The organism is Streptomyces sp. NPDC037100 (assembly GCF_055606225.1).
Genome location: NZ_JBVJSX010000008.1, coordinates 359,523 through 378,184 on the forward strand (window position 1 = coordinate 359,523; position 18,662 = coordinate 378,184).

The following is an 18,662-nucleotide window of genomic DNA, read 5'->3' on the forward strand; positions in this document are numbered from 1 at the left end:
GACTAGCGCGGTGTCCGCGCGAAGCCGGCGAGGCTGGTGGAGACGGGCTCGGGCCGTCCGTTGTTCTGTACGGGCGCTGCGGTCAGGACGTCGAGGTGCTGGTAGCCGTCGGCGACGACCGGGTGCAGGTCGGCCGGGACCCGGCCGGCCAGCAGGCCCTCACCGGCGAGCACGGTGAGCACCGGGTTGGCCTTGAGCCCCTCGGGGTGGACGACGAGCTTCTTCACCTGCGGTGAGGTGGCCAGCTCGATGTCCGTGACCAGCTTGGTCGGGAAGTACTGCTCGGTGAAGTCCAGCGGCTGCTCGGCCAGGCTGCGGGCCAGTTGCCGCACGTCGGTGACCTCTTCGCCGGCGCCGGTGAACGGGGTGCCGTCGGCCGACCGGTAGCCGGGGTCGTCCGCTTCGCCGACCCGGTCGTAGTTGCGCCAGGTGTACAGCGGACCCTCCGGCCGGTCCGGGATGGCCTTGTACGCGGTGCCGTACAGCCCCGGTCGGGCGTCGCCGCCGTTGGCGGCGGGGAAGCTCTTGTCGGCGATCGGTCCGCCGTCGAAGAAGCCGACACTGGTCTGCAGGAACGCCAGCGGGACGGAGTTGTCGTCCAGGAGCGCCCCGAGCACCGCGCCGTTGGTGAGCCGGAAGTCCTTCACCGCTGGTGAGCCGCTGAGGAAGGCGGCGGTGTCCTTGGCGAACAGGAAGCGGTTGGTGGCCTTGATGTTGAGGTTGCGGGGCAGATGGCTCAGCAGGTCCGCCTCACCGTCCAGGTCCGTCAGGGCGCCCAGGCCCGCGATGCCGAGGAGGGTCATGGTCTCGGGGTTGAGCAGCACCGGCGCGGACAGGGTGCGCGGCAGCACCCCGCTGTCCAGCCCGGCCTGCACGACGCCGTAACCGAGTCCGATGTCGGGCAGGTTGGTGTCGCCGGGGATGCTGCCGCTGAGGTCGCCCAGCGTGGTGGAGACGGTTGTGTCGAGGGCGAAGTAGCCGGCGCACTGGTTGTACCCGGCGTCCGCCGTGGTGGCGCGGTTGCCGTCGAAGTCGGCGGTGGCGAAGTAGCCGGTGATGACACCGCCCAGCGAGTGCCCGCCGCACAGCACCTTCCGCTTGCGCAGCGCCTGGGAGGGCAACTCGGCGGTGAGCAGGTCGTACTGGTCGCGTACGGTCTGCTCGACCCCCAGCTTCGCCATCCAGCCCAGCTGTGCGTTGCCGGCGTAGCCGCCGAAGGTCCGGCCGCCGACCTGCTTGCCGCGGTAGTAGTAGTCGACGGCGGTGTGCTGGTCGCCGGAGGCGATGCCGGTGCGGTCCTCCAGGCAGTTGGAGCGCCGGTCCAGCGCCCAGAACTCGATGTGCTGCCCCTGGTCGGCGGCCCGCGTGACCGTGTTGCGGGCGACGCTGTCGAACGCCCCCGCCCCTTCCAGGATGCCGGGCTGGGCGATGAGGATCCGGTCCGCGTCGGTGGACGCGGCCGGACCGCCGGCGGAGCGGTAGCGCAGATACGACAGCCAGTCGCAGGCCGCCGGACGGGGCCCGGCCGATTCCGGCAGCGGCACCTTCACCCGCACCATCGACTCCGTCACCCCGGTCACCGGCGAGGTCGACGTCACCGGCGTCTCGGTGCGCGCTCCCTCGGCGCGGGCGCCCGGGGCGGCGGCCGTGAGTGTCCCGGCGGTCAGCAGTACCGCGAGTACGGCACTGCGCCACTTCCCTCTGTGCGTACGGTTCATGTCCATGCCACGGACGCTAGGGCGGTGGCACGACCGCTCTCAGGGAGTGCTGATGACAACTCAGCTTCCGGATGGCGGCTTGTCACAGGCGAACAGCGCGCCCGGGCCCCGGCGCGAGAGGAGGTCCGTAGCGCTTCTGGACGTCACCGAGCTGCGGACCGGCCGTTTCGGGAGCATGGTGGGGTTATGGACGGTCAACCCCCTGTGGTCGTGCAGCCGCCCGCGACGGACGGCGGACGGCTGGTGACCATCCACGGCGAGCGCATGGGCGTCGCGTACAGCCTCTTCGACGTACTGGATCTGCTGCACCGCGAGGGCCTGCCCACCACCGACACGGCCGTCGACGACACCGAGCTGATCGAGTGGCAGGGCGGCGGCCCGTACGACTGGAACAACGGGGCGTCCGACGAGGCGTGAGCCGGCTTACGCCCACCCCGGATCCTTGTCCGATCCGGTCTCGGCCGATCCGTCGAGGCGGTCGCGATGCGCGGGCGTCGGCCTCAGGTCGGCCGCGGCGAGGTTCTCCTCCAGGTGCTCGATCCGGGCCGTGCCCGGGATCGGCAGGACGACCGGGGCGCGGCCCTGGAGCCAGGCGAGCGCGACCTGCGTGGACGTGGCGCCGAGCTCGGCCGCGACGGCGGCGGTTCCGGCATCGGCCCCCGTCTTCCCCCAGGCCACCGCCTCGCCACGGCAGGAAGGCGATCCCGGCCGCAGCGCACGCGTCCAGCACCGCCTCGTGCTCCCGGTCGAGCAGGTTGTAGCGGCTCTGCCCCGGCGGCGCCCCACCCGGCCCGGGGCGCGGCACGCTCGACGAGCCGTTGTCGGCGCCTGGCGATACGCTGCGCGAAAACGGACCTTTGTCCCTTTCTGGGAGGTTCCTATGGCCTCACGTCTCAACCCGTATCTCACCTTCAACGGCGACGCCCGGCAGGCGATGGAGTTCTACAAGGAGGTCTTCGGCGGCACTCTCGACCTCAACAGCTACGGAGAGTTCGGGCAGGCGGACGCCCCGAACGCCGACAAGATCATGCACGGCATGCTGGAGACGGCCGGCGGCTTCACCCTGATGGGCGCCGACAACCCGCCGGGCACGCAGTCCGAGCAGGGCAGCCCCATCTCCGTGAGCCTGAGCGGCGACGACGAAGCCGAGTTGCGCGGTTACTGGGAGAAGCTGTCCGAGGGCGGTTCGGTGTCGGTGCCGCTGGAGAAGCAGATGTGGGGCGACGTGTTCGGCATGTGCACGGACCGCTTCGGCGTCCCGTGGATGGTCAACATCAGCACGGAGAGCTGAGCGGCCCGCGGGGTCACCCACGTCGGGCCGGCCCCGGCTCCTTCGGCGAGCGCGGGGGGACACGTCCGCTTCGGCGGCGACGGCCTCGGCGAGCACGGCCGCGGCCTTTCCTCGTGGGTCGCTGCCTGCCTGGATCGCGTTCGGTGAGACCGCGCAGCGCGGGGTAGGCGAGTCGCACCCGCCGGGGTGCCGCTGCAAAGTGCGGTCGGTACCCGAGCGCACCCGGCCGGCGCGGTCGGCCGGGGCCCGGCGGGCCGGACTTCGACCGACAAGGAGCGGCCATGGACGTCAGGGTCGAGACGACACCGACCCCCACCCCCGCCGGCGGCGTCGCGGACCGGACGCCGCCGGCGGTCTCGCGGCGGCTGCGGGTCATCACGATCATCGCCACGTTCGGCGGTCTGCTCTTCGGCTACGACACGGGCGTCATCAACGGCGCCCTGCCCTATATGACCGAGGACCTCGGCCTGACCCCGGTCACCGAGGGCATGGTCACCGGCTCGCTCCTGCTGGGGGCCGCGCTGGGCGCGGTGACCGGCGGCCGGCTGTCGGACGCGCGCGGCAGGCGGCGCGCCGTCCTGCTGCTGGCCGTGCTGTTCTTCTTCGGCGCCCTGGGCTGCACGCTCGCCCCGACGACCGCCGTGATGGTCGTGGCCCGGTTCGTGCTCGGTCTCGCGGTCGGCGGTGCCTCGGTGACCGTGCCGGTGTACCTCGCCGAGGTGTCACCCGCCGAGCGGCGCGGCGCCCTCGTCACCCGCAACGAGCTGATGATCGTCACCGGTCAGCTGCTGGCGTTCACGTTCAACGCGATCATCGCCCGGCTGGGTGGCGAGTCCGGCGGTGTGTGGCGCTGGATGCTGGTCGTGGCCACACTGCCGGCCGTGGTGCTGTGGTTGGGCATGCTGGTGATGCCGGAGAGTCCGCGCTGGCTGGCCTCGCAGAGCCGTTTCGCCGAGGCTCTCGAAGTCCTCGGGCAGGTGCGCTCCCGGGCCCGGGCCGAGGCCGAGCTGAAGGAGGTCTCGGCGCTCGCCGTCAAGGACGAACAGGCGAAGCCCGGCGGCTGGCAGGACATCAAGAGCACACCGTGGGTGCGCAAGCTGATGTTCGTCGGCTTCGGCATCGCCGTCGTGCAGCAGATCACCGGCGTGAACACGATCATGTACTACGGCACGCAGATCCTCACCGACGCCGGTTTCGCCGCCGACAGCGCGCTCACGGCGAACATCGCCAACGGCGTGATCTCGGTGCTGGCCACCTTCGTCGGCATCTGGCTGCTGGGCCGGGTCCCGCGCCGCCCGATGCTGATGACCGGTCAGGCGGGAACGACCACCGCGCTGTTGCTGATCGGCGTCTTCTCGCTGGTGCTGCCCTCCGGTGACCTGCGGGCGTTCGCGGTGCTCGCGATGACGGTCACCTTCCTCGCCTTCCAGCAGGGCGCGATCTCGCCAGTGACCTGGCTGATGCTGTCGGAGATCTTCCCGATGCGGATGCGCGGCTTCGGGATGGGGGCGGCGGCCGTGGTGCTGTGGCTGACCAACTTCGTGATCGGGTCGGTCTTCCCGTCCCTGGTCTCGGGGATCGGGATCTCCCCCACCTTCTTCCTGTTCGTGGCGGCGGGCGTGCTGTCCCTCCTCTTCGTGAAGCGATACGTCCCCGAGACCCAGGGCCGCACACTGGAAACCCTCGAGGCCGAGCTCCGGGCACGCTTTTCCTGACCGCCTTTCGAGAAGGGTGCCCCGGCCGGGCGGAGCGTCAGGAGCTTGTGAGGATCACGAGTTCCCGCGTCGCCCTGGTCATCGCCACATAGTGGTCGACGGCGCCCTCGACGCCGTCGCCGAAGTCCTCCGGGTCGACCAGGACCACCAGGTCGAACTCCAGTCCCTTCGACAGCTCCGGGGTCAGCGACCGGACGCGGGACGAGGACGGCCGGAACGCCAGATCGCCGATCACGCAGGCGATCCCGTCGGCGTGCCCGGCCAGCCACGTGTCGAGGATCGACGTCAGCTCCGCGGCGGACCCGTGGCGGACGGGGATGCCCACGCTGCGGATCGATGTCGGCACGTTGGCGTCCGGCAGCACCGCCCGGATGACCGGCTCGGCCTCCGCCATGATCTCCTCCGGAGTCCGGTAGTTGATGCTGAGGGAGGTCATCTCGACCCGGTCCAGCCCGACCCGCTCCAGGCGTTCCTGCCACGACTCCGTGAACCCGTGCCGGGCCTGGGCGCGGTCGCCGACGACGGTGAAGCTCCGGGACGGGCAGCGCTGCAGCAGCATCTGCCATTGCGCGTCGGTGAGTTCCTGCGCCTCGTCCACCACGATGTGCACGAACGGCCCGGCGAGCCGGTCCGGGTCGGCGGTGGGCAGGGCGCTGTCGTCGACCAGGGAGTTGCGCATGTCCTGCCCGTGCAGCATGACCAGCACGCCTTCGCCGTCGTCGAAGCCGTGGGCCTCCAGCAGGTTGTCGATGACGTCGGCCATGCCCTCCTGCTGGGCGGCGAGAGCGGCCTCCTGCCGGCGCCTGCGCCGTGCGGCGTCCGGGTCGCCGAGCCGATGGCGTGCCGCGTCCAGCAGCGGCAGGTCGGAATCGGTCCAGGCGTGCGGCTGCGCGCGTTGCAGGGTGCGCACCTCGTCGCGGTCGAGCCAGGGCGCGCACATGCGCAGGTAGGCGGGCACGGACCAGAGGTCCCCGACGAGGTCGGTCGCCTCCAGCAGCGGCCAGGCGCGGTTGAAGACCGTGAGCAGCTCCCGGTCCCGCGCCAGCGCCTTGCGGAGCAGTTCCTCCGGGGCGTCGCCCTCGTGCCTGTCCACGAGGATCGTGAGCAGTTCCTCCCAGACCTGGTCGCGTGCCTCGTTGTGCGGTGTGCCGGGTTCGGCCGCGTCGAAGGCCGCCGCCCAGTCGTGGGCGCCCAGGCGGATGTCGGACCAGTGGGTCGTGACCGTCATCGCCTCGGTGGGCGGCTGCTCGTAGAACCGGACGGCCTTCTCGATCGCCCGCACCATGTCAGCGGACGACTTCAGGCGGGCCACCTCCGGGTCGGTCTCGGCCGCCGCGGTGGCTCCCTCGTCGACGAGGTCCGCCAGGACGCAGGTCTGCACGCCCTCTTCGCCGAGGCTGGGCAGGACGTCGGACACGTAGGACAGGTAGGGCCGGTGCGGGCCGACGAACAGCACCCCACCCCGGCGGTGCTGCCCGAGGCGCGGGTCGGAGTGGAGGAGGTAGGCGGAGCGGTGCAGGGCGACGACGGTCTTGCCGGTGCCCGGGCCGCCGTCGACGACCAGGGCGCCGCGGGAACCGGCGCGGACGATGGCGTCCTGGTCGGCCTGGATGGTGCCGAGCACGTCCCGCATGCGGGGCGAGCGGTGGGTGCCGAGGCCGGCGATGAAGGCGGACTGGTCGTCGAGCGCGGTGTGCCCGGCGAACCCGTCGGCGGTGAACACCTCGTCCCAGTAGTCGCTGACCCTGCCGTCGGTCCAGCGGTAGCGGCGGCGGCTGGTCAGACCCATCGGGTTGCCATGGGTGGCTCCGAAGAACGGCTCTGCGGCCGGGGAACGCCAGTCGACCAGGAGCCGGCGCCCCTCGCTGTCCGTGAGGCCGAGCCGTCCCACGTACACGGGCTCGGAGCCGTCCGCGGCGACCATGTGCCCGAGGCACAGGTCCAGTCCGAAGCGGCGCAGGGCGCGCAGGCGCGTGGTCAGCCGGTGGATCTCGGCGTCGCGGTCCATGGCCTGCCTGCCCTTGCCGCCGGGGGCCCTGCGCTCGGCCTCCAGACGGTCGGACAGTTCCGCGATGGACTGCTCCAGGCAGTCGGCGACGGCGGCGAAGTGCCGCTCGTCCCCGGCGATCGACGCCGGGGCGGCCTTGTGCGCGAGGCGGCCGGGAAGATCGAACGCGCTCGTTGTCGCAGGGATCACGTCATGCTCCCGTTTCCGCAGGTCCTGGGCCTAGGCCGGATATCTTGCGGCAGACGGGGGGCCTTGCCGCAAGGCCCCCCGTGGGCTATAACTTGAGACAGGCAAGGAGAGCACTCCTTGCCTTTCTTGTTGCCCGCCCTTGTCGTCCACGGGCCGTTTCCGTGTGGCACGCTCTTCGTCCTGGCAGCGTGGAGAGGCGGCGGCATGCGCATAGGACTGCTCGGCACCGGGCCCTGGGCACGGATGGCCCACGCCCCCGCGTTGAGCGGGCACGAGGAGCTGGACTTCACGGGTGTGTGGGGCCGTCGGCCCGAGGCCGCGAAGGAACTGGCGGAGCGGCACGGCGTCCGCGCCTACGACGATGTCGAGGAACTGTTCGCCGATGTGGACGCGGTGGCCGTGGCGCTGCCGCCGCAGGTGCAGGCCACGCTCGCCGCGCGGGCGGCGCGGGCCGGGTGCCATCTGCTGCTCGACAAGCCGCTCGCGCCGACGCCGGCGCAGGGGCAGGCCGTGGTCGAGGCCGCCGCGGAGGCCGGTGTCGCCTCGGTCGTGTTCTTCACGACCCGTTTCCAGCCCGAGCCGGCGGCGTGGATCGCCGAACAGGCCGCGGTACCGGGCTGGTTCACGGCCCGGGCCGAGTGGCTCGGGGCGGTGTTCACCAGCGAGAGCCCCTTCGCGACGCCGTGGCGGCGGGAGAAGGGCGCCCTGTGGGACGTCGGCCCGCATGCCCTGTCCGTCCTGCTGCCGGTCCTCGGCGACGTGCGGCGCGTGACCGCGGCGGCGTACGGTCCCGGCGACACGGCGCACGTCGTCCTCGACCACACCGGTGGCGCTTCGAGCACCCTCACCCTGAGCCTGACGGCACCGCCCGCCGCGGCCGGTGCCGTCGTGGAGCTGCGCGGTGAGGCGGGGGTCGCGGCGCTGCCGGACGGCTCCGGCGGAGCGGTGCCCGCGCTGATGCGGGCCGCGGACGCGCTGCTCGACGCCGCACGGACCGGCCGCCCGCACGCCTGCGACGCGGCGTTCGGCCTGAGGGTGACGGAAATCCTCACGGCGGCCCAGGAGTTGCTGACCCCCTGAGTGCGCGGGCGGCCCTGCTTCCTACGCCGGTTCGAAGTTGAGCCGCTCCTTCACCACGGGGTAGCCGGCCTTGGCGAAGGTCGCCGCCATGGGGAAGTTGCCCTGGTCCGTGGCGGCGGCGACGAACTCCGCCCCCTGCTCGGCGAGGAAGTGCGTGCACTCGGCCAGCAGGTCGTAGGCGTAGCCGTGGCCGCGGTGCTCCGGAAGGACGCCGATGAACCCGATGCAGGGCCCCGCCGGGTTGTGGGCCGGGATGTGGATGCCGGCCAGGCCGCCCTGCGGCGTGTACGCCGCCTGCCACCACTCGCGCGGTGACGGGCACCAGTGGAAGAAGTCGAGTTCCTCCTGGGCCGCTTGGTCGAGCCCGCCCTGCTCGATGGCCTTGAGCGCGTGCGCGTCAAGAGTGGCGGAATGGATGCGGTGCAGTGCGTCGAAGAACACGGCGTCGTCGGGTTCGGCGCGGAACTCCAGGCGCCCGGGTCGCTCGGGCAGGCCGCGGTCGGGGGTCCAGCGGTACAGCAGGCGTTCGACCAGGAGGTCGTAGCCGGCGGTCCGGGCGGCGGTGAAGCGGGTCTCGGCGGCAGCGCGCAGGGCCGGGTCGTCCCGCCAGCCGGTGGGCAGGTTCAGTTCCAGTTCGACCTGCCAGGGGGCGGAACGCAGGAGGGCGGCGCCCGCCTCCTCCTCGCCCTCGGCCACGTCGAACCAGTTGAGGTTGACGGGCTCGCTGTCGTCGGGGCCGCCCCACCAGGCGCCGCGGGCGACCACACGGCCCTCGCGCAGGGCCACGCGCTTCCAGTCGGGGCGGTGCCGGGTCAGCCGGTGGCCCTCACGGGCTCCCAGCGGGTCGGGCAGGGTGTCGAAGAGTTCGGCGTCGCTCGTGTCGAGCGCGCGGATGACCACGTCGGCCATGGGATGTCCTCCGGGACGCATACTGCTCGGAGCGCTCCCGGTCGGTCAGTCGCAGCACGCCGGGACTACGGGGAGGGAGCGCGGGAACGGTGTGAACTGCACGGCTCCGCCCTCCTTTCCGCGGGTCTCGGGGCGTGGCGCGGCACACGCTACGGGATCTTCGGGCGGGTCGTCCATCGATTTCCGGAACGGTTCAACAGCCCCTCGAGAGGCGGTCGGGCGTCGCCTGTCACCCCCGGTGGCCGGCATCCCAGCGGCCCGCGGCGGTGCGGGCCCGGGTGCGGCGGCCGGCCGACCGTAGCAGCGTGGTGGTGTGAGCAGTGTGCGCAGCCGGCCGGCACGCCGGGACTCCGACCGGCGTGGCTGGCTGCGTGGCGCACCCCCGCCCGGCTGGGCCCGGGTGCGGCGGGCGGCCGACCGTAGCAGCGTGGTGGTGTGAGCAGTGTGCGCGGCCGGCCGGCAGGCCGGGACTCCGACCGGCGTGGCTGGCTGCGTGGCGCACCCCCGCCCGGCTGGGCCCGGGTGCTGCCGTCTGCGCTGCTGGCGGGCGTCTGCCTGGCGGAGCTGATCGCCCCGGAGCCGCTCGACATCGGTTTTCTGCTCGGCGCCATCCCGCCGCTGGCCGTATTGGCGCACGGTCCGGTGGCGACGGCGGTGCTCGGCGCGCTGGTGGTGGTCGTGCTGACCGTGCCCGTCTTCCGGCTCAACGATCCCGGCAGTACCGACCTGCTGACCGTGTGCTTCGTCTCGGTGCTGAGCGTGCTGCTGTCGTACGTCCGCTCCCGGCGGGACGCGCAGCTGGTCACCGAGCGGGCCGTCGCCGAGGTCGCGCAGCGGGCCGTGGTGCCGCCGCTGCCGGATCGGGTCGGACCGGTGCGGTGCGCGGGTCTGTACCGGACCGCGCAGCGCGGGACCCTGGTCGGCGGCGACTTCTTCGACGTACGGGCGGGCCCCTACGGCGTACGGGCCGTCATGGGCGATGTGCAGGGGCACGGGCTGTCGGCCGTGGCCACGGTCGCGTCGCTGCTCGGCGCGTTCCGGGAGGCGGTGCTGGACCAGCCGGACCCGGAGGCGGTGGCGGCCCGGCTCGACCGGAGGCTGGCGGTGGACTCCGCGGACGACCCGCACGCCGAGCTGTTCGCGACGGCGGTGCTGCTCGACTTCTCCGCCGACGCCCGGGTGGTGCGGATCGTGGCGTGCGGGCAGGCCGGACCGCTGCTGCTGCGGGACGGCCGGGCCGTCGAGCTGGACGTCGAGCCGTGCACACCGCTGGGTCTCGGTCTGGCCGAGGCGGCCCCGCCCCGGGTCGTCTCGGTGCCGCTGAGGGCCGGTGACCGGCTCTTCCTCGCCTCCGACGGGGTGACCGAGGCCAGGGACACGCACGGGGTCTTCTACCCCCTGGCCGAACGGCTGCCGGGCCTCGCCGCCGAGGATCCGGTCGCGCTGGCGGAGCGGGTCTGGACCGACCTCGTCCGGCACTGTCCGGATGTGCGGGACGACGTCACGATGCTGGTGCTCGCGCCGCGTCCGCGGGACGGGGCCGACGGCTCACGCGGGGCCTGACATCGGTGGCCGGCGGCGGCCCGCGGTGCATCGCGGGCCGCCGCCGGCGGGGACGTCACGACCGGTACGTCAGTCCTTGATCGTGCACTTGTTGCCGATCGCCGGGTTGAACAGCCCGATCACGTTGACCGAGTTGCCGCAGACGTTGGCGTTGATGTCGATCGGGATCTGGACGACGTTTCCGGAGAGAACGCCGGGGCTGCCGGTGGCTATACCGACGGGGCCGTCCTTCGCGCTCGCCGTACCGGCGAAGGCGAGCAGGGCGGCGCAGGCCAGACCGGCTGCGGCGGTCACACGCGTACGCATGGAAAAGCTCCTGTCAGTCGCAGGGACATGTGATTCCACCGTCACCCGGAGGAAGACCCCGCGACATCCATGGTCGTCCGAACGGGGTGCCCGGGCCGGGACCGCGCTCTCCGGATGCACGCCGCGCTCCCGCGGGGAATGGTGATAGCGGACCGGTTTTTCAGCACCGGGGCCGCCCCAGCGATCCGGACCCTAGGAGCAGAGAACATGTCGACGTCAGAGCCTGCCGCATCCCGGCCGCCCGAGGACCGCGCCACCCCGGACCGCCTGCTCCACGCCCGCACCGGCACCGACGTGTCGCCGGAGGACCTCGTCCTCGCCTCGGGCAAGGACCTCAACCCGCACACCCTCGAGTGGGCCAAGCGCAAGCTGGCGGCGGAGGGACCTGCCGCCCTGGAGAAGCTGCTGCCCTAGCCGTCCCCCCAACGGCACCCTCGGCACGTGTGAGGCCACCGGGCCCGTGCGGTTGCGCACGGGCCCGGTGGCCTCACACGTGCCGGCGCGACCGCACGCCGGCGGACGGGTCACACTCTGCCGTCGTCCTCCGGCAGTGCGCTGTCGTCCTCCACCACGTGCACGGCGGCCTCCTCCGCGCCGGCCGCTCCGCCGTCGATGCCGACGTCGGAGGCGACGGTCTCCTTCGTGGTGTCGGCGTGGGCGCCCTCGTCGGGGGCGACCAGGCGGCCGGCGCGGGTCGTGCCCGCCTCGGGGTCCACCGGTTCGCCGTCGCTGTCGGGGGTGTCCCCCACGCCGTCCCCGACGGGCTCGGCGGACACGTCGGGGACCTCCTGGGCCAGCCGTTCGTCGAGGCTCTCGCCCTCGTGCTGCTCGGCCGCGGTGGTGCCGCGCTTGGTGACGCCCAAGGGCTTTTCCGGCGGGGAGTAGCCCTCGTCGAGCGTGTCGTCGTACGTGCGTTCGTCGACGGCGTCCTGCAGGTCCAGCGGCGCGGCGTCCTCCTGCTCCTCGTTGGTACCGGTGGGCTGGTACGCGTCGTCCGCCATCGGTTCGGGGCGCATCGGTTCCGTGCCCATCACTCCTGCCTTCCTGGCCGCTGCTCGGCTCGTTGGTCTCGCCTGTCCGTTCCGCGTTTCCCGTTACGCGGGCTCTAACCTCGGCGGACGTCCCCCGAAACCGGGAAGGTGCATGAACGTCGGGTGGGCCAACAGGAGTTAAAACCCTGGGCCGGCCCGGACATTACTTACCGGTCAATCTTGAAAGCTCAACCAGTAGGACTATCATCACTCGCACACACGGTGTGACCGGCTGTCGACGCGGCGGCAGCACGGTATCCACCACCCCTTCTCACGCCACCGAGACCGAGGCCACCCTTTCCTCCGTCCGGCGGTGAGCTCCACCCCCACCCCCCAGCGCCACCGGGACGGCCTGCCCGCCTCCGATCGCGCACAAGTGAAAGCAGCGCATCCATGAGCTACAGCAGGGGCAGAGGGCTGCAGGCCAATGTCCTCAGCACGTTCGACACCGTGGTGATGGCGGTCGCGGGCAGCGCCCCGGGGTATTCGCTGGCGGCGACCAGCGCCGTGCTGGTCGGCGCGGTGGGGCTGGCGAGCCCGGCGGCCCTGCTGTACTGCGCGATACCCATGCTGGGCATCGCGCTGGCGTTCAGCTACCTCGGCCGGATCGACGTCAACGCGGGTGCCAGCTACTCGTGGGTGGGGCGCACGCTCCACCCCTTCCTCGGCTTCATCAGCGGCTGGGCGCTGGTGATCTCGGCGACGATCTTCATGGTGGCCGGGTCGCTGCCCGCCGGTTCGATGACGCTGGCGCTCTTCGACGACGGCCTCGCGGACAACACCGCGCTGTCCACGGTGGTCGGCGCGGCCTGGTTCCTCGTCATGCTGGGCGTGGTCCTCGGCGGCGCCCGGCTCACGGTGCGGGCCCAGCTGATCATGTCCGGTGTGGAGCTGGTCATCCTGGCGCTGTTCGCGGTGCTCGCCTTCTTCCACACGGACAACGCCCGCGCCTTCGACTGGTCCTGGCTCGGCTTCTCCCACTTCGACGGCATGGCCGGCTTCGCCTCGGGCGCGCTCATCGCCGCGTTCTACTACTGGGGCTGGGACGTCACCAGCAACCTCAGCGAGGAGACCCGCAACAGCCGCCGCACGACAGGCCTCGCGGGACTGATCGGGGTGGGCATCGTCTTCCTGCTGTTCGAGGTGTTCACCATCGCGGTGAACGTGATCCTTTCCTCGAAGCAGATCGAGGAGAACGACGCGAACGTGCTGGCGGTGCTCGGCGAGGAGGTCTGGCCGGGCTGGGGCGGCAAGCTGCTCATCGTGGCCGTGATGCTGTCCACCATCGCCACCCTGGAGACGACACTGATCCAGGTCACGCGCTCGCTGTTCGCGATGGGCCGGGACCGTACGATGCCGTCGGCGCTGGGCCGGGTGCACCGCCGGTGGAACACGCCCTGGGTGGCGATCGTGGTCGTCGGCTCGGTGGCGCTGGTGATGTTCATCGCCTCCAACGCCCTGGGCTCCGTGGGCGACATCCTCTCCGACGCCATCTCGGCGATCGGCCTGCAGATCGCCGTCTACTACGGCCTCGCGGGACTCGCGGTGGTCGTCGCGTACCGGAAGATGCTGCTCAGGTCCCCGGCCAACTTCCTCTTCGGCGGCCTGTGGCCGCTGTGCGGCGCCCTGTTCATGTTCTGGGTGTTCGTGGAGTCGCTGGGCGAGCTGAGCAACGCCGCGATCTCGATCGGTATCGGCGGGCTCGCGGTCGGGCTCATCCCGATGCTCTGGTACTGGAGGCAGGGCAGCGACTACTACCGGCCCGCCAAGCTGGACGCCTCGCGCGCGGTCGAGACGGACTACGTTCCCGACGAACAGAACGTGCACGCCCGGGTCCACGAGGGTCTGTCCACCGACTTCTGAGGGGGCCCCGATGGCACGCGGTCTGAGACGCGGTTTCACTCCCGACTTCGACCCCGACTGCGGGGACACCGACCTCACCTCCGCCCGCCAGGACGTCGTGATCGGCCGCTGGCAGGGGCTGCGGGACCTGCTGGGCGCCACCGGCCGGGACTGGACTGCCCGGGGGCACCGGATCCGGCAGCTCGCGCAGGTGTGCGCGGGCAGTTCGGCGGTGGAGTCCTGGCTCTCGGCCGACCCCCACAGCGCCGACGCGCTGGTACTGCGGGCGGCGACGGAGACCGCCCGCACCTTCAACGTGGCCATCGCGGCGGGGCGGGGCGTGCCGATCGACCAGCACCGCGTGGACGCGGCGGTGCTGGCCTGCCTGACGGCGGCTGAGGCGCACCCGGAGGACCCGACGCCGTGGGTGTCGCTGATCTCGGTGGCCCGCCTGTACCCGACGGGCGTGCGCCGACAGGAACTGGGGCGTTGGTGGGACGAGTTGCACGGCCGGGATCCCTACAGCGTCGAGGGGCACCTTCAGGTGCTCCACTACTACTCGGCGCGCTGGCACGGCACGCACGGCCTGATGTACGACTTCGCCCGGGACGCGGCCGGAGTGGCCCCGCCCGGGTGTCCGCTGCCGGTGCTGGTGCAGTACGCCCGGGTCGAGGAGTACCGCTTCGCCCTGGACGCGGCACAGGGCAGGCACTCCGCCGTGGGCCTCTCGCAGCACTGGAACCACGACGGTGCGGCGAGCGACCTGCGCCGCACCTGGCAGCGCTGGGTCATGGGCCGGACGCAGAGCGGCGTCGCGCCCGGTGAACTGCGCGACTTCAACTACCTGGCCCACGCGGCCTGCTCCGCAGGCGCCACGGACATCGCGGGCGTCCTGCTGGGCATGCTGGGTCCCCGGGCGACGCGCACGCCTTGGTCGTACACGGGTGATGCGGAGAAACAGATCACGAAGTGGCGCAAGGAGCTGCGGCTGGGGGCGTGAGCGGCCGGCTGTAGTCTCCCCTCCGGGAGGGTGTGATGACTGAAGACGGCTGGTACGAGGACGGCGACGTGGTCCGGGAGGCCGCACGCGCACGTCGGGTCGCCCGGATCGGGGTGTCCGTGGTGGCGGGGCTGTTCGGGACGGTCGTGATCGCGGGGGCCGTCCTCGTCATCGTCCTCGTGATGGCTCTCGCCCTCGCCCACGCCATGGCGGTCATGGGCTGACGCCGCGCCGCGGCCCTGCCGGGTCCCCCGACCACTTCTGCTCGATGCGTCCGACCCTCCACACCACCAGCGCCACCAGCCAGGTGGCGAAGAACAGGGCGACGACGACATAGCCGAGGATGTTGAGGTCGAGGCCGGAGATCCGATCCCAGAAGGGACCGTGCAGGCCGAGCCGTTCGGCGATGAGGCCGAGGAGTTCGACCGTCCCGATGAGGAGGGCCACGGCGACGGAAAGGCCGGTGACGGTGAGGTTGTAGTAGACCTTGCGGACCGGGTTGGAGAAGGCCCAGCCGTAGGCGAAGTTCATGAACGAGCCGTCGATGGTGTCGAGGAGGCACATCCCCGCGGCGAACAGGACGGGCAGGCAGAGAATCGCGTACCAGGGCAGTCCGGAGGCGGCGCCGGAGCCGGCCAGGACGAGCAGGGCGATCTCGGTGGCGGTGTCGAAGCCGAGGCCGAACAGCAGGCCCAGCGGGTACATGTGCCAGGGCTTGGACACCGACTTCATGACGCGGCCCAGCAGACGGTTCATGAACCCGCGGTTGTTCAGCTGCTCCTCCAGGGCGGCCTCGTCGTAGCGGCCCGAGCGCATGGCGCGGAACACCTTCCAGATGCCGCCCAGGACGACGAGGTTGACGGCCGCGATGAGGTAGAGGAACGCGCCGGAGACGGTCGTGCCGATCAGGCCGGTGAGGTCGTGCAGGGCGGAGCCGTCGTCACGGACCGGCCCGGCCAGGGTCTTCACGCCGAGGGTGAGCAGGAAGGCCAGGGCGAAGACGACGCTGGAGTGGCCGAGGGAGAACCAGAAGCCCACGGACAGCGGCCGCTGCCCCTCCCCCATCAGCTTGCGGGTGGTGTTGTCGATGGCGGCGATGTGGTCGGCGTCGAAGGCGTGTCGCATGCCGAGCGTGTACGCGGTGACGCCGATACCGATGCCGAAGGTCTGCGCGCCGATGGCGTGGTGCTCCGGGGCGACGATCGCGACGAGGGTGAACCAGCCGATCACGTGCAGGGCCAGGATGAAGGCGGCCATCCCCCCGACCCTGGTCCACTCCCGCCGCGTCATGGAGGTGCGGACGCGGTGCCAGGCCGTGCGCTGGGCGGGGGCCGGGGCGGGGAGGGGCGGAGTGGACTCAGGGGCGGCCGTCATCGGGGGAAGGTCTTTCTGTCGGACGGACGGCTGCGGTGAACAGCCTCGTGCCATCCTGCGGCACCTGCAAGTGATGTGCAGTAAAGCCCGTGACAGGTCTTGCCCATGGAACCGAAAACTCCGCCGGGCCGGCGTCGGGCCGTGGGGCCGGCCGGATGTCAGACCTCGGCGTTCGGTCCGTCCGGCCGGCTGTGACGCTGCTCGACCATCTCTCGGCTCAGCCCCTCCGTCTCCGTCTCGGCCAGCCGCTCGAAGCCGTCCTCGGTGATGACCGAGAGGATCGGGTAGATGCGGCGGGTGAGGTCGGGGCCGCCGGTCGCCGAATCGTCGTCCGCCGCGTCGTACAGCGCCTGCAGGGCCGCCAGAGCCGCCTCGCGGCGGGACATGCCCGGGCGGTACAGCTTCTTCAACGCGCCCCGGGCGTACGGCGATCCGGAACCCTCGGCGTGGAAGCCGGACTTCTCGTAGCGACCGCCGACGACGTCGAAGGAGAAGATGCGGCCCTGCTCCCCCTCGGGAGCCGTGGGGTCGTAGCCGGCGAGCAGCGGAACGACTGCGAGGCCCTGCATGGCCTGACCCAGGTTGTCGCGGATCATGGTGGCGAGCCGGGTCGCCTTCGCGGCGAGGGTCATCGGGATTCCCTCGATCTTCTCGAAGTGCGCCAGCTCGACCTGGTAGAGCTTCACCATGTCCACCGCGAGCCCGACGGTGCCCGCGAAGGCGACCGCGCAGTGGTCGTCCGCGGGGTGGACCTTCTCCAGGTCGCGCTGGGCGATCAGGTTGCCCATCGTCGCCCGCCGGTCGCCCGCGATCAGGACGCCGTCCCGGTAGGTGAGGGCCAGCACGGTGGTGCCGTGCGGGGCGCCCTCGGCGCGGACGCCTTCCGGCAGGACGCGACGGGTGCTCAGCAGCTCGGGGCGGTGGGCCGCCAGGAAGTCGGTGAAGGACGGAGAGCCCGGGGTGAAGAACTCCTCGCCCAGCCTGCCCTCGTGGTCGCTCGCCACCATGCCGTTCCCCCTCGATCGTGACCGTCAACCCGACTCCTACCTGAGCCGGACGGGTGGGAAACGCGATCGGAGGTGTCAGCGGCCCGGTGCCACGCGGACGTCCAGGTCCGAGATCCGGTGGAGGGGCCAGGACCGCGCGTAGCGGGGCGGCGTGCCGCCGGCCGGTGCCAGGTGGGCGACCGGGTGACGCGCCGCGGTGCGCAGGATGTCCGCCGCGGTGGTGTTCTCGTTGTTTCCGGAGGTCGCCCCCGAGGCGCAGCCGGTGTAGTAGCCGATCGGGATGGCCTCGTGACCGGTGAGCAGACAAGGGGTGCGGACACCGAGCCGGTGCAGCGCGTCGGCGGTGCGGCTCCAGTCACGGCGGCTCTCGGTGTTGCGGGAGACGGCACCGTTCAGCACGGCGAGCTGCGCCGCGAGATGCCCGGCCAGGGCGAGCGCGACGAGCGGGGCGGCCACCCGGCGCCATGCCCCACCAGGGGTCCTGACCAGGTGCCACAGGGCGTCGGCGACCGGGATCGCGAGCAGCGCGTAGGCGGGCTGGAGGAAGCGCGGCGCCGCGTAGCCGATCATGAAGAGGTACGGCAGGGCGGCCGTGGTGGCGCAGGCCAGGGGGACCGCGGTCCGTACCGCGCGCCGGGCCCGGGCCGCGACGACCAGCCCGATGCCGGCCAGGAGGGGCAGGGCGAACCACCAGAGGGTGACCAGGTGGTTGGGCATCGACCCGGTGCACGGCCGGCACAGGGCCCGTCCGCCCAGGCTGCGCAGTTGGTCGTCGACGGCGATCTGCCAGCCCAGTCCGCCCTGGATGCGGGAGGCCTCCGCCAGCCGCTCACCCAGGCCGCCGTACGCGGTGTACGCCTCGATCACCCAGGGCACGGCGCCCGCCGCGAGCCCCGCCACGAGCACGAGGAGGAGTCGCCAGTGGCGGCGCGCCAGGGCGAGGACGAGCAACGGCAGGGCCACGTGGGCCGCGTCGGTGGGACGCATCCACGCCATGAGCGCGGCGCCGGCCGCGAGACCCCACAGGGCCACGGGGGCGGAAGGCTGCTCCCGGGCCCGCAGGAAGCAGCCGACGCCGGTCAGGGCGCCGATCGCGACCCAGTAGTTGGGCATGGCCTGCGGGCCGTAGAAGAGGGTCAGCCACAGCGAGGCGAAGAGGGCACCGCCGACGACAAGGACGCGGGTCGGGAACAGACCCCGCCAGGCACGCAGGGCCAGGTAGAGGGCGAGGCCGGACAGCAGGGCGAGATAGACGCGCAGCAGCGGGACGGACGACGACCAGGACGCGACGGGCGCGACCAGCAGCGAGACGCCGCGGGAGCGGGGGGCGCTGAAGAAGGCCGCGGGGTGGTGGGAGGTGACCTGGCTGACGTAGACGATCTCGTCCCAGCCGAGGCCCAGGACGGGCCGGACGAGGCCGAGCTGCGCGAGGACGAAGACGGCGGCCAGGACGGTGAGCGGCCGGTTGCCGCGCGCCCCGAAGGCGGCGCGCGGCCCGGCCGCCTGTTCGCGTCTTCGCCTGCGGACGAGGACGGCGTTCGGGCCATCAGGCATGTTCCGCCCCTTACCCCGATGATCGGAAAACACGATCAAGCTAACCCGCGGGGCGGGGAGGTGCAGGGCGGAAAT

The 18,662-nt window shown here is 72.0% G+C and carries 18 protein-coding genes and 1 pseudogene; 10 read left to right on the top strand and 9 right to left on the bottom strand.

Annotated features, from left to right (window positions below; translation table 11 throughout):
- Positions 1-2: 2 nt before the first annotated feature.
- Entirely contained in the window at positions 3-1,724 is a 1,722-nt protein-coding gene (locus ACZ7EG_RS26650) for a hypothetical protein (RefSeq protein ID WP_471083792.1), read from the bottom strand.
- A gap of 180 nt (positions 1,725-1,904) precedes the next feature.
- Here ACZ7EG_RS26650 and ACZ7EG_RS26655 point away from each other — a divergent pair, with 180 nt between their 5' ends.
- On the top strand, positions 1,905-2,135 hold the full coding sequence (locus tag ACZ7EG_RS26655) for a hypothetical protein (RefSeq protein WP_031143787.1): 231 nt from the start codon (positions 1,905-1,907) through the stop codon (positions 2,133-2,135).
- A 6-nt stretch (positions 2,136-2,141) separates the two neighbouring features.
- Here ACZ7EG_RS26655 and ACZ7EG_RS26660 read toward each other — a convergent pair.
- Positions 2,142-2,487, bottom strand: a pseudogene (locus ACZ7EG_RS26660) (aldo/keto reductase); the annotation flags it as partial.
- A gap of 111 nt (positions 2,488-2,598) precedes the next feature.
- Here ACZ7EG_RS26660 and ACZ7EG_RS26665 point away from each other — a divergent pair.
- Together ACZ7EG_RS26665 and ACZ7EG_RS26670 are read left to right on the top strand one after the other, a co-directional pair.
- Positions 2,599-3,009, top strand: a complete 411-nt coding sequence (locus ACZ7EG_RS26665) for a VOC family protein (RefSeq protein ID WP_471083796.1) — start codon at positions 2,599-2,601, stop codon at positions 3,007-3,009.
- Positions 3,010-3,290: 281 nt separating this feature from the next.
- Positions 3,291-4,724 (top strand): sugar porter family MFS transporter, encoded by a 1,434-nt coding sequence (locus ACZ7EG_RS26670; RefSeq protein ID WP_471083799.1) that lies wholly within the window; start codon positions 3,291-3,293, stop codon positions 4,722-4,724.
- A gap of 37 nt (positions 4,725-4,761) precedes the next feature.
- On the opposite strand, the gene helR is transcribed toward ACZ7EG_RS26670, so the two are convergent.
- Entirely contained in the window at positions 4,762-6,921 is a 2,160-nt protein-coding gene (gene helR / locus ACZ7EG_RS26675) for an RNA polymerase recycling motor ATPase HelR (RefSeq protein WP_471083802.1), read from the bottom strand.
- A 204-nt stretch (positions 6,922-7,125) separates the two neighbouring features.
- Here helR and ACZ7EG_RS26680 point away from each other — a divergent pair, with 204 nt between their 5' ends.
- The gene (locus tag ACZ7EG_RS26680; RefSeq protein WP_471083805.1) at positions 7,126-8,001 is read left to right on the top strand and encodes a Gfo/Idh/MocA family protein; all 876 of its coding nucleotides are present in this window, start codon (positions 7,126-7,128) and stop codon (positions 7,999-8,001) included.
- A gap of 21 nt (positions 8,002-8,022) precedes the next feature.
- On the opposite strand, the gene ACZ7EG_RS26685 is transcribed toward ACZ7EG_RS26680, so the two are convergent.
- On the bottom strand, positions 8,023-8,910 hold the full coding sequence (locus tag ACZ7EG_RS26685) for a GNAT family N-acetyltransferase (RefSeq protein ID WP_471083808.1): 888 nt from the start codon (positions 8,908-8,910) through the stop codon (positions 8,023-8,025).
- Between the two features lie 313 nt (positions 8,911-9,223).
- On the opposite strand from ACZ7EG_RS26685, the gene ACZ7EG_RS26690 reads away from it, so the two are divergent.
- Together ACZ7EG_RS26690 and ACZ7EG_RS26695 are read left to right on the top strand one after the other, a co-directional pair.
- Complete coding sequence (locus tag ACZ7EG_RS26690; protein ID WP_471083811.1) at positions 9,224-9,349, top strand: hypothetical protein; 126 nt, start codon at positions 9,224-9,226, stop codon at positions 9,347-9,349.
- On the top strand, positions 9,346-10,473 hold the full coding sequence (locus ACZ7EG_RS26695) for a PP2C family protein-serine/threonine phosphatase (protein WP_471083814.1): 1,128 nt from the start codon (positions 9,346-9,348) through the stop codon (positions 10,471-10,473). The genes ACZ7EG_RS26690 and ACZ7EG_RS26695 overlap by 4 nt, the downstream gene beginning before the upstream one ends.
- Positions 10,474-10,542: 69 nt before the next feature.
- On the opposite strand, the gene ACZ7EG_RS26700 is transcribed toward ACZ7EG_RS26695, so the two are convergent.
- On the bottom strand, positions 10,543-10,779 hold the full coding sequence (locus ACZ7EG_RS26700; protein ID WP_471083817.1) for a chaplin: 237 nt from the start codon (positions 10,777-10,779) through the stop codon (positions 10,543-10,545).
- 207 nt (positions 10,780-10,986) lie between these two features.
- Here ACZ7EG_RS26700 and ACZ7EG_RS26705 point away from each other — a divergent pair, with 207 nt between their 5' ends.
- Positions 10,987-11,193 (top strand): hypothetical protein, encoded by a 207-nt coding sequence (locus ACZ7EG_RS26705; RefSeq protein WP_389972119.1) that lies wholly within the window; start codon positions 10,987-10,989, stop codon positions 11,191-11,193.
- Positions 11,194-11,303: 110 nt separating this feature from the next.
- Here ACZ7EG_RS26705 and ACZ7EG_RS26710 read toward each other — a convergent pair whose 3' ends face one another.
- Positions 11,304-11,795 (bottom strand): DUF5709 domain-containing protein, encoded by a 492-nt coding sequence (locus ACZ7EG_RS26710; protein ID WP_471083975.1) that lies wholly within the window; start codon positions 11,793-11,795, stop codon positions 11,304-11,306.
- Positions 11,796-12,203: 408 nt separating this feature from the next.
- Here ACZ7EG_RS26710 and ACZ7EG_RS26715 point away from each other — a divergent pair, with 408 nt between their 5' ends.
- The 3 genes from ACZ7EG_RS26715 to ACZ7EG_RS26725 are packed head-to-tail and all read left to right on the top strand — an operon-like array spanning position 12,204 to position 14,876.
- Entirely contained in the window at positions 12,204-13,673 is a 1,470-nt protein-coding gene (locus tag ACZ7EG_RS26715; RefSeq protein ID WP_471083820.1) for an APC family permease, read from the top strand.
- A 10-nt stretch (positions 13,674-13,683) separates the two neighbouring features.
- Positions 13,684-14,652, top strand: a complete 969-nt coding sequence (locus tag ACZ7EG_RS26720) for a hypothetical protein (RefSeq protein ID WP_471083823.1) — start codon at positions 13,684-13,686, stop codon at positions 14,650-14,652.
- A gap of 35 nt (positions 14,653-14,687) precedes the next feature.
- Entirely contained in the window at positions 14,688-14,876 is a 189-nt protein-coding gene (locus ACZ7EG_RS26725; RefSeq protein WP_471083826.1) for a hypothetical protein, read from the top strand.
- Here ACZ7EG_RS26725 and nicT read toward each other — a convergent pair.
- From nicT to ACZ7EG_RS26740, 3 genes are all read right to left on the bottom strand, one after another.
- Positions 14,866-16,026 carry a Nickel transporter NicT gene (nicT, locus tag ACZ7EG_RS26730; protein WP_471083829.1) on the bottom strand — a complete coding sequence of 387 codons (1,161 nt, stop codon included), beginning with the start codon at positions 16,024-16,026 and terminating at the stop codon, positions 14,866-14,868. The two genes, ACZ7EG_RS26725 and nicT, sit on opposite strands and share 11 nt — an antisense overlap.
- A gap of 158 nt (positions 16,027-16,184) precedes the next feature.
- Positions 16,185-17,033, bottom strand: coding sequence for a proteasome subunit beta (gene prcB / locus ACZ7EG_RS26735; RefSeq protein ID WP_471083832.1), 849 nt, complete (start codon positions 17,031-17,033; stop codon positions 16,185-16,187).
- Positions 17,034-17,108: 75 nt separating this feature from the next.
- Positions 17,109-18,587, bottom strand: a complete 1,479-nt coding sequence (locus ACZ7EG_RS26740; protein ID WP_471083835.1) for a hypothetical protein — start codon at positions 18,585-18,587, stop codon at positions 17,109-17,111.
- Between the last annotated feature and the right edge of the window lie 75 nt (positions 18,588-18,662).